Here is a 12133-nt window from a genome sequence, read left to right as displayed (position 1 = left end):
TAGTTAGTTTCAAGTAATTCTTTATTATTAAAACTCTAGTAGAACTTTTTAACAAAAACTTAAACAGTTTCTAAGACCTTGATTATAAAAAAATCAGAATTAGGTATTAACTTTTACTAAAACCCCGATTTATCATGAAACACTATTATTTTTTTAAACGCGCCATTATAATTACTTTTTTTTGCATTTTGTCAGCCTCACTTTGGGCTGCTGATCAAACCGTGGCACCAGGAGGAGATATTCAAAGTGCTATAGACAATGTAGCTACCAGTGGAGGTGGCACTGTGACACTTGCTGCAGGAATACATCATATTGTAACGCCTGTTAGAATGAAAAGTAATGTGACGCTTCAGGGGGAAGGGGATTGGGCAAGTTTGCTTAAAACAACAGTAAACATGAATATGATTATAGCAGATGCTGAAGGTTTAGTAAACTTAATCATTCGGAACCTTGCTATAGAAGGGACAAATGCATTGAATGGTGGGGGGATACAAATAATTTCTTTAGGTGTTGATCATGAAAATGTCCAAGTGTTAAATGTTCACTGTTATAAAACTGGTTGGGGTGTTCATATTAAGGGCGTTAAAAATGTATTGGTTAAAGATTGTTTGTTTGAGGAGAACGGAACAGCAGGTAAGGAAGGTTATGCTCATAATATGTATTTGAGAAGAGTCTATGGTGCTGAGATTAGAGATAGTAAATTTTTGAATTCTACTTCTGCCAATGGTATAAATATCTCATATAGTGAGGATATTGAGATTTACAATTGTGAGATGTCAGGCAATTATTTTAGAGGGGTAAGAGCAGCGAATACGGATGGATATTTGGTACATGATTGTATTGTTAAAAATAATGGGAATGTTGGTATTCTTGCCAATTCTGAAGGAGTGCCCACAACTAATATTGATATTAGACGAAACTGTGTATCTGGAAACACATTAGAAGGTATTAGAGGGGTAAATGGCGTAACAGGAGTGGCTTACGATAATAATTCTTATGGTAATGCTACAAATTATAGTTTGCCAGGTACTGTTACCCAATCTGGAAATACATCAAATCCTAATACTATTTGCACTTATAGCAACACGCCAACTATTGGTCTTACTGTAGTTCCAGGAGAAAGTTTTGTGGCATTAAATTGGACAATAAAAAATATTGATGTCACAAGACAAGATGTTTTTAGAGATACAGATTCAAATCCAAGTGGACGTACTCTGATTGCTGGCAGAGTAAGTGGCACAAATTATACAGATAATAATGTTATTAACGGAACTACCTATTGGTATTGGATTAAAGCAACTGATGTTTCTAATACAACTTTCAATTCCAATGCTGTGAGTGCGACGCCTAACTCTGTTTTAAACCCAAGTGTTATACTTAGTGCGACATCAGGTAATGGATTTGTTACTTTAAACTGGAATATTCAGAATATTAATGCACAGATTGTAGGTCTTTTTAGAGATACTGATGATACTGCGAGTGGTCGTAAGTTAGTAGCTAATTATTTAAGTGGGTCAACCTATACAGATAACTCAGTAGTTAATGGAACCCAATATTGGTATTGGCTCAAAGTGACCGATGATACGTCTACCAACTTCCAGAATGAGCCAGCTGTGTATGCTTTACCAAGAGCCTCTCTTTTTGGTGAAAAAAAATCTGTGAATTTAGATAAAGTTACAGGGTATCCCAATCCAGTTTCAAATAAAATTACAATTAACTTGCCAATCGGAAGGTTTAATGAATATACCATTTTTGATATAAGCGGTAGAGTAAATATAATGGGTACTATTCCTTTTGGGGCAAAAGAACAGGATGTTGATGTGAGCAGTATTTCAAAAGGAATTTATATGATTTCGTTAAGAGGTGATCAAACAACCAAAACCTTAAAAATGGTTAAGAATTAAACCTAATTAATGTAAGTGTTAGAGGTACATGTTAACAAATTAAATAAAACGGAACTTCTTCCCTAAAAAAACCTTAGTTTTTCTAAGGTTTCTGTGAATTAACTAGAGTTAGACTTATATGTTTATTGATGAATTCTACGAAGTCATAGATTTAGAAGGACAAGGTTTACCTAATAGTCCAGGCATTGATAATAATCTGTTCTATTCGTTTTTTCAAACTCAAAATTGCAGTCACGTATAATTATAAAATCACTCGTATCATTTTTATTATACAAAACTCCAGAAAATATGCCTCTTACACCACCTAGATGAGAGTTTTTAGTGGGAGGTATTATGTCTTCTATAATCACTTTAGAAGAGTTTTCAGAGGTACTATTTTCGTAAATCTTAACTATACCATTTTCGTTGATAATAAAACGAGCAAAGGACTTAAAATCGCCATACTCATCGTTCAAATAATAAGTGTCTACATCTTTTAGATTCATTATTCGAAACCATAACTTTTCACTATTTTTTTGATCTGTTTCAGTCTCATTTTCTTTTATCGCAGTAATGGTGTATAATGGTATAAAATCTACTTCAGAGAAAAAACAATTAAACTTTGAGTAGCATTCGTCATTGTCTATTAATGTAGGTGTCCATTGTGAATCATTAACGGTCATAGTAAAAGTATTTACTACTTGTTGAGGAGGTATTGATTCATCGTTGGAATTGCATCCAAAAGTTATTGTTAAAACTAATACGAGTAAGTTTTTTTTCATTCTATTTGGGCTTATTATCTAGATTGATTGTTTAGTAAATAAAGTTGAATTAAAAAGATAATATTTACTAGAGTACTTGAGAGAAAAGTAAACAAATATTATGCCAAAGGCAGGAGGTATTTAAAGACTGTATTTCCTATAATGAAAAAGCCCTGTTTCGTTTTTTTAATACAAAAACAATTATTTCTGCGAAGTTACGGACTTCGCAGAGCTGGTGTAGCATCTCCATTACATACCACCCTAAAAGTCACTATATAATATGTCTGATAAAAATTTTAAACAATTTATCAAAACCAATAAATATTACTGTAGATAAAATAGGATCTAGTACGATTTGCCCGATAGTTACTGCATCAATTGATGCTTGTCGGCAATTATTTTATACATTTTTGTATTCAGTAATTACCTTATCTAATTCAGATAAGGTGTTTTCATCTAAAAATAAATCTTGTTTAGCATTTTTTGCTTCAAATTCAATGATATAATGAGAAAAATCTAATTCACTTGATATTTGATAAAAATAGAATGCATCTCGATTATACCTGTTTGAAGGGAAAAACTCTACAATAACAGGTTGCTCGCTAAATATCAAATTCGTTAGGCCTGCACCATGAGTAGAAATAATAATCCCTGCATTCCTGAATAATTGCATCTGTTCAGTAAACAATAAATCTTCCAAAAAAACAATTTCAAAGCATAACTCAGTATATTTCTTTAAAATAATATCAGAATTTAGAATTCTTCTTTGTGTTGCTTTTTTTCTTGATATTATAAAATTACGTTTTCTTGGAGCTATAATTGTCTTTCTTTTTGATAAAGAGTTTATTTTTCGAATTACAGAGGGGTTATAAACATTTGTCCATGAAGTAGATTCATCCCTTGTATGTGGAAATGAGGGAATCAAAACATTAGAAACCTTTAATCGTTTGTTTTTCTTAAGAAAAATATTTTCTTGATTTATATCGAGCAGGTTTATTAATGAATCAATAACAAATTTTGGAGATTTTGAATCAATAACTATTTTGTATTTATTTAGCTCTTCTGTTTTTATTATCACTAACCTACTAACACATTCTAAGATCCAATGATAATAATTTTGTTCTAAATAATTTGATAATACAATAGCCTTTTCAATGTGATTAAAATAAAATAGTTTGCGTAGATATACCCAATGATTGCAATTAAGTTTATTTAGATATTCTTTCTGAAATATTGTAGATTCAAGTTCAATATAACCTTCACTATTTACTATAACACCGTGGTCAATAACTTCAACATCTTTTAATTCTTTGACAAACAGATTTCTTAATTTAATATTTTTAAATGCCATCCAATATGGCTGCGCTCCGATATAGGTGAAGTTTTTCTTTGAAAAAGAGTAAGAGTCATTTGTTGAAAGGTTTCTAATATTATTTTCATTCGTTGAAATAGATATTTTATTCTTAAAAATGTATGATAATAAAGTATTAACTTCCTTTTTAATTTTGTTTTTTACTCTTAGGTACATTATTGATTCTTATTATTGGATTCAGGGCTAGCCCTGAGATTTAATACCTTTTACTTTATTATTTAAACGTCTTGTAGTAATACATAAATTTTTAAATATTCAAATAGTTATGGATTCACAACCTTCAAAACATACTCAGAACTTTTCAAACCACTACCACTAACCTTCAATTCAATCTCACCAGCTTTAAATCCTGATTGTACCAATACCACCAATTTCCCATTAAAAGCTTTCATTGTAGGGTGATGAAACATTTCTAAAGATGTGGCATCGCCATTACATACCGCTCTAAAAGTACCTTTTCCAGTTACTTTAAAATTTAAACGATTATCGGCTAGAGGAGCTGGATTTCCGTTTTTGTCTACTATAGTTGCGGTAACAAAGCTGATATCCTCACCATTTGCTTTTAAAACAGTTCTATCGGCTTTTAATTCAATATGATGTGGTTTTCCAGCTGTAAACAATACTTTTTCAGCGACGGACTTTCCGTTATCATCAAAGGCAATTACTTTTACTTTTCCGGGTTCGTACTTTACGTCCATCCACCGTAGGCGGTATCGATCTTGTTTTGTGGTGGTGTTTTTAGTGCGTACACCCTGACTTTTTCCATTAATAAATAATTCAGCACTATTATAATTGGTATAAACGAAAACAGGGGTTGTTTCTCCTTCGCGACCTTCCCAGTTCCAATGAGGTAGGATATGCAGGGTCTCATCTTTTTTATTCCATTTACTGCGATACAAATAATATCTGTCTTTTGGTAATCCTGCTAAATCTGATATCCCAAAGTATGAGCTTCGAGAGGGCCAGAATGTATCGTATGGCGTGGGTTCTCCTAGATAATCAAAACCTGTCCAAACAAATTCACCGATAACCCATGGTTTATCATCTTGCAGTACAAAATCATCTTCGGGTAAGTTAGACCAACTACAATACTCTAAATCATACGAAGAAGACTGCAGATCGTCATAATGCTTCATAGTCGCAGGTTTTACAGGGAATTTATAGACGCCTCTTGAGCTTACGGTAGAGGCTGTTTCTGAACCGAGAATAAGCCCTTGTGGAAATTTTTCATAGGCTTCTTCGTAAAGGTGAACCTTATAATTCAGTCCTGGGATATCTAAAACAGCTCCAAAACCAGACTTCATAACCGCTTTTACTTGATTCATACCTACTGTAACGGGTCTTGTTGGGTCTTCACGATGAAAAATATCTTGCAGCCATTTTGCTCTTTTAACACCTGCTGTTCCCCATTGGTCAGGAACTTCATTACCAGCACTCCACATAACGATACAGGGGTGATTTTGGGTAGCTTGCACCAAATTAACAACATCTTTTTCTGCCCATTCATCAAAAAGGAGGTTGTACCCATTTTTTACTTTGGGTTTTTTCCACTCATCAAAACTTTCGGCTACAAAGAAAAACCCCATTTCATCACAGAGTTCTAATTGTTCTAAAGAAGGCATGTTATGTGCCGAGCGAATGGCATTGCAACCCATATCTTTTAAAATAGTAAGTTGCCGTTTTAATGCAGATTTATTAACGGCTGTTCCTAAAGGACCTAAATCGTGGTGTAGACAAACGCCTTTAAATTTGGTTGTATTTCCGTTGATAACAAAGCCCTTTTCTCTGGAATATTCAATGTTTCGTATACCAAATCGAATGGTTTCTACATCTTTTAAAGTATCCCCCTCATAAAGCTTGAGTTTAGCAGTATATAGATAGGGTGTTTCGGGACTCCATAAATTAGGATTTTGAACAGCTATATTTTGAATAAATGCGTCACCATATAAAGTAGTTTCTGTATTGGAACCTACTAGTTGGTCTTCGGCATCCATAATTTGAGTTTCGATACGAAGGTTTTTTCCTTTTACTTTAGATTTGATGTTAACTCTTGTTAGTGAGTCTGTAATAAAGGGCGTTGTAACATAATGTCCCCAGTGTTGAAAGCTGATTTTTTCTTTTATAATAAGTTGCACTTTACGGTATAAACCTGCACCAGGATACCACCGCGAAGAAAATGGTTTGTTTTCTAAGCGAACGGCAAGCACATTTTCTTTTTCGTGATTAATAAAACTTGAAATATCGAAATAAAAATAGCTGTATCCGTAATTTCTCGTTCCAACCAGCTGACCATTAATATATACTTTGGCGTTGCTCATGGCACCATCAAAGGTGAGTAATACTTGTTTGTTCGGGGTGTGCTTAGGTAATGTAAATGTATTTCGGTACCAGCCTACACCTGTAAAGGGTAATGCGCCTGTTCGCCCCGTTTTTTCGGTAGCTACTTTTTCATTATTTTGTTTTATTTGGACGATTTGTTTATCAATTTCTTGGTCAAAAGGACCATAAATAGCCCAATCGTGAGGAATTGTGACAGATTCCCATTTTGAATCATCAAAATCGATTTGATAGGCTAATTTCTCATCTGCATGACGAAATTCCCATCCTTGTTTTAAATTGATACTAGTTCTTTCTTGAGAGTAAAGGTTGTGGGTGAAAGCTCCTAGAAATAATACTGTAATTAGTTTTAGTAGTGGTTTGTTCATAGTTATTTAAAAACTTCTATTGCTTATATTTTGGGATATGGGCGGTGTAAAGAATTGAGTTTACAATTTATAAATTTAATCTATAAATATTAGAAGTTTTTAATTATTTATACTAAAAATGATACGTAACAACCCGTTCGTTTAAAGGTTGCTCATTACGATAATTATTAATCGGCATATTATTTTTAAGTTTCAAAACTTCTTCAACCGATAAAATAATAGGTTCTTTAAATACAATCCAATTCACCTGTTCAGTACAAGGAGGTGTAGTTAACGAGCCTCCATAAGAGTAATAGTGCTTGGCTTCTAAAAACAAACTTGAGAGATCAATTTTTTGATGAATGTCTTTTACTGCACCTTCCTCAATTGGTAAAAAGCTTTCAAAGAACTCGAATAATTGACTGTCATCGCCCTCTTCACCTAAAAGCCCTAAAACGGTAACTTTTCCAGCTTTGCTAACATGTACCAAATGCATTTCAATAGGGTAGATAACCCCATTTATTTTATGCTCTGAGGGTTCATGAAAATGTATTTGTTTTAAATAATATGTTTCGTTTTTGTAGTTTATAGAATCGCCTGCTTCAAAATCAAATTGTATGGAGTGTCCGTTATTTTTAACTTCACTTATAAGCGTTACTGGCGTGTATTGTATTTTTAGGTCTTCCTGAATTTTTACAGAGTCTACATTTTTATGAATAATATTAATTGGTGATTGGTGTTTACCATCACAATTAGAATTCTTCTCAATTTCTATCCAATGTTCTGGTGATGTTTCCCCAGAATAACTCCAGTGATGTTCGTGCTCTTTAGAATTTTCGTGTGCATTCTTTTTAGAATTATTACAAGATAAGCTAACTATTAAAACCATACTCAATAGTAAGGTGATTTTCGTATTCATAATATAAGTGTTTGGTCATTATGTAATACAAAATTATATATCGTATCATTTTAAAACCTAACAAAAGTTAGGTTTTGGTCATATTGATTTTAAAGTTATTAACTATTTCGTTTTCGGGATTTGAAGTATAATTTTTAAGCTATTGGCGTATTCTGAATTCGTGAAACCTGCCAGCCAACAGACTGGTTCGTGTTAAAATTTTTTAAAAACAGAAAAATGACATGCGCTAAATAATATCCTTTTAAATATAGTTGAGACTAAAAAATATGAACAATAATACAAGAGGAAAAGGAGGCAATAAAAACTTAGTTGGTTTTTATAAAAAGAGTTACAATTCTATCAATAACATCCCCATAATCAACATTAGAAGAATTAGATAAGGCGACAACAACAAGCTGTTCTTTTGGGTAAATATCAAATTTTGTGATACCACCTACAGAGCCACCATTATGTCCGAAACCTTTTAGTTTTTTCTTTTTAATAATACCCCAACCTATACCATATCCTGTCTTTTTTCCGTTTGTTAATTTTTGTGAAGTCGTTAGTTCTTTAATCGTTTTTTTAGAAAGGAATTGCGCTTCAATCATAGCATTTCCAAATTTTATAAGATCGTGTGTGGTGGAGATAAAACCGCCACCAGCCCATTTATAGCTGTTGTCTACATAAGTGGCATTTTGGATTTTATTTAAAGAATCAATTTGATAAAAGGAGCTTCGGTTCAATATTATGCTTTCATTCTTATCAGCAAAAGTAGCGGTCATATCTAATTTTGAATACACCTCTTGCTGCATAAAATCTAAAAAAGAATTACCACTAGCTCCTTCTACAGCAGCACTTAACAAATTAAAGCCATACGATGAATAGGAGAAACGGTCTCCAGGAGCAAACAGTAAAGAATCATTTTCAAAAATGGTTAAACCAGATTTAACCGTATTATATTTTTTAGCCAAAAGGTATTCTTTATTTCTATAATGTCTAATACCAGCTATATGTCCAGCAATTTGCCTAACAGTTATAGGGTGTTTCTTTTCTGGAAAATAAGGCACATAGGTTTGAATGGTTGCATCTAAATTTAATTTGTCAGCTTCCATTAGCTTCCCTAAAGCTAAGGCTGTTAATGGTTTTGATACACTACCAATTCTAAAAAGGGTTGTTCCAGATTTTACAGGAGTCAGGTGTTCTAAATCTGCAAACCCGAAGCCTTCAGACCATATCATAGTTCCGTTAATGGAAATTGCTATATCTATTCCTGGAATATGTTGTTTTTGTTGTAGAGAATCTATAATACGGTGTGCTTCAAATATAGCAGCTTCATATTTAGGATGTTTTATATTCTGACTCGTGCTTTTTGTTCCAATGGCGAGGAATAAGGCAATAATTAAAATATTAAAATAAGATCGCATAAATTATTTTATAACATAGTATTAAAAGTGCTTTTGTCGAAAAAGAACTATTTAGCTTTCTTTTTTTTGGGTTTGCTGGCTTTAGCTAATGGGTTAAAATTAATACATAGGTCTAACCAATACGATAAATCATCTTCGGTATCAAACCCTTCTGGTGTTACAAAAATATAACCTCTCATGGGGCGTCCAGTGAAATCCATGGGTAAACACTGTGATTTTTCGAGTTCTGTTTTATAAACAGATTCGCCTATGCGCGCCATTAATAAGCTATCGCCATATTTTTTATCAATATGGATGCCACAAAGCATTTTGTTGTCTACTTTAAAACATAAACCACCCATCATTTTTAGTTCGGTAAAATGCGTTTTTTTTTCTTTTAATTGCCGCCGAATTCTATCGGCTAAATATTCGTCATAAGCCATAAATATTAATTTTTAAATCGGTTTATTAATCTACGGACCATATTATATACAAATGTATTGGTTTTTGCATAATGAAATGATATAAAGCAAACTACTAAAACAAATAGTATGGCACCAAAAATAGCTTCAGTAGGATTTAAAGATAGCTTTAAAAATCGTTTCAATCCGTAACTTGTATAACTTCCAAAAAGTATTATAAAATGGATTACATAAATAGATAAGGTTTTTTCTCCTATTCTTGCAATTATGGATTGTTTTAAAAAACGTTCCAAAGCATAAAAGAGACCAAAAAGTATTAGCACATTACCCAGACGTATAAACAGATAATTATAATTGGCACTTTGTTTTAATAGCTCAATATCTGTAATATAGTGTAGTTCTAACAATGTCCATGTGGAATGGTATATAAGTAAATATCCAGTTACGAAAAAAGTCATAATGGTATATGGTTTAAAACGATTGCGGTGGGCATGCCTAAAAAATACTGTAGAGATAAAAGCGCCGAAAGCAGAATACCCAAACCAAGGTAAAATTGTAAAGATAGAACCATTAGCCTTGGTCATATAATTAGCAATGGGAAGCGGTAAATTATCTATAATTAAATCTCTATATAAAGGTTCGGCAACAAAACATAAACATCCTATTGAAAATAGAATAATAGAAAATAGATAGCTAAAATGTTTAAATAAAATGTGTAAACTAACCAAAATAATAAGTGAAAAGCCGATGCATTGTAATACATCAATCACAAAAAAATAAGAACTAAAATAGCCACAAAACCAACTCACTAAATTAATACGTAAACTGTAGCCAATGCCAATAAGTAATAGACCTCTGAAAAATCCTTTTTTTATTCGTGGTTGATCATCACCTTTGGCATGCGCACGTAATAGGAGGTAGGCGAAAACCAACCCAGAAATGGTAAAAAAAACAGGGGCAGTAATACCCCTAAAATAAGACCATATATTATAAATTATATTGTTGGGGTCTCTAAAAATGGGGTCTATTAACGTGTCGATAAAATGCCCTTGGAGCATCATTAAGATGGCAAATGCTCTAACAGCATCGATAAAATACAAACGGTTTGGTTGCAAGAGTGGTTGAAATTGGTTGTGCCTAAATATACTTTTAATTATTTAAACGGGGATAAATTGAAATCGATATATTTATAAAATAATTACAACGAAAACTTCTAAATGGATGAATTAATTAAGGCTTTTTCGAATTATGCCTGGGGGCTACCATTGGTTATTTTGCTTATTGGTGGCGGATTATATCTTTTAATTTTATCAAAATTTTTGCCATTTCGATATTTAGGTCATGCTATTCAGGTATTACGTGGTAAGTATGATGATCCTAACGATCCTGGGCAAATAAGTCATTTTAAAGCCTTAACAACCGCTTTATCATCTACCATAGGCATGGGGAATATAGCTGGTGTGGCTGTTGCTATTTCTGTTGGCGGTCCTGGCGCTATGTTTTGGATGTGGGTAAGTGCTGTTGTGGGGATGTCTACCAAGTTTTTTACATCCACTTTAGCAGTGATGTACCGCGGAAAAGATAGTCATGGTGAATTACAAGGTGGTCCTATGTATTTTATTATGGAAGGTTTGGGGAAGTCGTGGAAACCTTTGGCTATTATGTTTAGTTTTTTCGGGATGATTGGGGCTTTACCAGTCGTTAATGTTAATCAATTAACACAAGCAATAAACGATATTATATTAATCCCCAATGGTGTTGCCGTTGGTTTAAGTTCTAATTTAATTATTGCTTTTGTTTTAGTGTCATTAACCTCGGTAATTATTCTGGGAGGGTTAAAACGTATTAGTAATGCGGCTTCTAAAATGGTACCATCTATGGTATTATTGTATTTTGTTTTGATACTTATTATTTTAATTTCGAATTATGAGTTAGTCCCTAAATACTTCTATATGATTTTCACTGATGCATTTGCGGCAAAAAATTATAGTGGCGATCCGTTTTTGGGAGGTGTTCTGGGCGCATTGATTTTATTAGGGATCCGTCGAGGTGCATTTTCAAATGAAGCAGGTATTGGTACAGCTCCTATGGCACATGGTGCTGCAAAAACAAACGAACCCGTACGAGAAGGTTTGGTAGCTATGTTGGGCCCTGCAATAGATACGCTAATAGTTTGTACACTAACTGCTTTAGCTATTTTGGTAACAGGTGTTTGGGAAACAACAACGGATAATGGCGTGAGTTTAACGGCATCTGCTTTTAGTAGTACTATGCCAGTTTATGGTTCCTATTTACTAATGATTTGTGTATTAGTTTTTAGCATATCCTCATTGTTTTCATACGCTTACTATGGTACAAAATGTATGTCGTTTTTAATAGGTGCAGATAACAAGCACTATTATAATTATATCTATATTTTGAGTATCATTTTAGCAGCTACAACACCATTTAGTATGATGTTGAACTTAATTGATGGTGTTTTTGCTTTAATGGCTATTCCCACAATGATAGCGACGCTTATTTTGGCGCCTAAGGTTATTAAAGCATTTAAAATTTATATAAAATTTAAAAAATAAATATGCGCAGTTATTTATTTTGGAGAAGGCGTTATTATTTGCAAAGGAAAAGAATATGACTATAAATAAGGAAATGAAATTTTCTTATCGGCAGCGATTGAGGAAGTTACATTTAAATCGAAAATAAAATCAAA

9 protein-coding genes are annotated in these 12133 nt (G+C 32.9%); 2 read left to right on the top strand and 7 right to left on the bottom strand.

Features of this window, described 5'->3' with window-relative positions:
* Nucleotides 1-134 precede the first annotated feature (134 nt).
* A complete protein-coding gene (locus tag Q4Q40_RS07150) occupies nt 135-1904 on the top strand; it encodes a right-handed parallel beta-helix repeat-containing protein (protein WP_303301100.1) in 1770 nt (589 codons plus the stop codon).
* A gap of 170 nt (nt 1905-2074) precedes the next feature.
* On the opposite strand, the gene Q4Q40_RS07145 is transcribed toward Q4Q40_RS07150, so the two are convergent.
* The 7 genes from Q4Q40_RS07145 to Q4Q40_RS07115 form a co-directional block, all read right to left on the bottom strand.
* The gene (locus Q4Q40_RS07145; RefSeq protein WP_303301099.1) at nt 2075-2665 is read right to left on the bottom strand and encodes a DUF5025 domain-containing protein; all 591 of its coding nucleotides are present in this window, start codon (nt 2663-2665) and stop codon (nt 2075-2077) included.
* Between the two features lie 379 nt (nt 2666-3044).
* On the bottom strand, nt 3045-3995 hold the full coding sequence (locus Q4Q40_RS07140) for a glycosyltransferase family 61 protein (RefSeq protein WP_303301098.1): 951 nt from the start codon (nt 3993-3995) through the stop codon (nt 3045-3047).
* Between the two features lie 284 nt (nt 3996-4279).
* Nucleotides 4280-6721 (bottom strand): glycoside hydrolase family 2 TIM barrel-domain containing protein, encoded by a 2442-nt coding sequence (locus Q4Q40_RS07135; protein ID WP_303301097.1) that lies wholly within the window; start codon nt 6719-6721, stop codon nt 4280-4282.
* A 112-nt stretch (nt 6722-6833) separates the two neighbouring features.
* A complete protein-coding gene (locus Q4Q40_RS07130; protein WP_303301096.1) occupies nt 6834-7619 on the bottom strand; it encodes a carbonic anhydrase in 786 nt (261 codons plus the stop codon).
* A 305-nt stretch (nt 7620-7924) separates the two neighbouring features.
* Nucleotides 7925-9022, bottom strand: a complete 1098-nt coding sequence (locus Q4Q40_RS07125; RefSeq protein WP_303301095.1) for a serine hydrolase domain-containing protein — start codon at nt 9020-9022, stop codon at nt 7925-7927.
* 47 nt (nt 9023-9069) lie between these two features.
* A complete protein-coding gene (locus tag Q4Q40_RS07120) occupies nt 9070-9444 on the bottom strand; it encodes a TfoX/Sxy family protein (RefSeq protein WP_303301094.1) in 375 nt (124 codons plus the stop codon).
* Nucleotides 9445-9449: 5 nt separating this feature from the next.
* A complete protein-coding gene (locus Q4Q40_RS07115) occupies nt 9450-10538 on the bottom strand; it encodes a heparan-alpha-glucosaminide N-acetyltransferase domain-containing protein (protein ID WP_303301093.1) in 1089 nt (362 codons plus the stop codon).
* Nucleotides 10539-10640: 102 nt separating this feature from the next.
* Here Q4Q40_RS07115 and Q4Q40_RS07110 point away from each other — a divergent pair, with 102 nt between their 5' ends.
* Nucleotides 10641-11999 carry an alanine/glycine:cation symporter family protein gene (locus Q4Q40_RS07110; RefSeq protein ID WP_303301092.1) on the top strand — a complete coding sequence of 453 codons (1359 nt, stop codon included), beginning with the start codon at nt 10641-10643 and terminating at the stop codon, nt 11997-11999.
* Nucleotides 12000-12133 lie beyond the last annotated feature (134 nt).

Origin of the sequence: Flavivirga jejuensis, from assembly GCF_030540765.1 — a bacterium.
GTDB classification, from domain to species: domain Bacteria; phylum Bacteroidota; class Bacteroidia; order Flavobacteriales; family Flavobacteriaceae; genus Flavivirga; species Flavivirga jejuensis.
Note: the sequence above shows the minus strand (reverse complement) of the source record. Positions and strands in the feature narration are given on the sequence as shown.

What these genes read in the sequence shown, in the direction of transcription:
- Q4Q40_RS07150 (WP_303301100.1), top strand. Translation starts at nt 135, where the DNA reads ATGAAACACTATTATTTTTTTAAACGCGCCATTATAATTACTTTTTTT.
- Q4Q40_RS07145 (WP_303301099.1), bottom strand. Translation starts at nt 2,665, where the DNA reads ATGAAAAAAAACTTACTCGTATTAGTTTTAACAATAACTTTTGGATGC.
- Q4Q40_RS07140 (WP_303301098.1), bottom strand. Translation starts at nt 3,995, where the DNA reads ATGGCATTTAAAAATATTAAATTAAGAAATCTGTTTGTCAAAGAATTA.
- Q4Q40_RS07135 (WP_303301097.1), bottom strand. Translation starts at nt 6,721, where the DNA reads ATGAACAAACCACTACTAAAACTAATTACAGTATTATTTCTAGGAGCT.
- Q4Q40_RS07130 (WP_303301096.1), bottom strand. Translation starts at nt 7,619, where the DNA reads ATGAATACGAAAATCACCTTACTATTGAGTATGGTTTTAATAGTTAGC.
- Q4Q40_RS07125 (WP_303301095.1), bottom strand. Translation starts at nt 9,022, where the DNA reads ATGCGATCTTATTTTAATATTTTAATTATTGCCTTATTCCTCGCCATT.
- Q4Q40_RS07120 (WP_303301094.1), bottom strand. Translation starts at nt 9,444, where the DNA reads ATGGCTTATGACGAATATTTAGCCGATAGAATTCGGCGGCAATTAAAA.
- Q4Q40_RS07110 (WP_303301092.1), top strand. Translation starts at nt 10,641, where the DNA reads ATGGATGAATTAATTAAGGCTTTTTCGAATTATGCCTGGGGGCTACCA.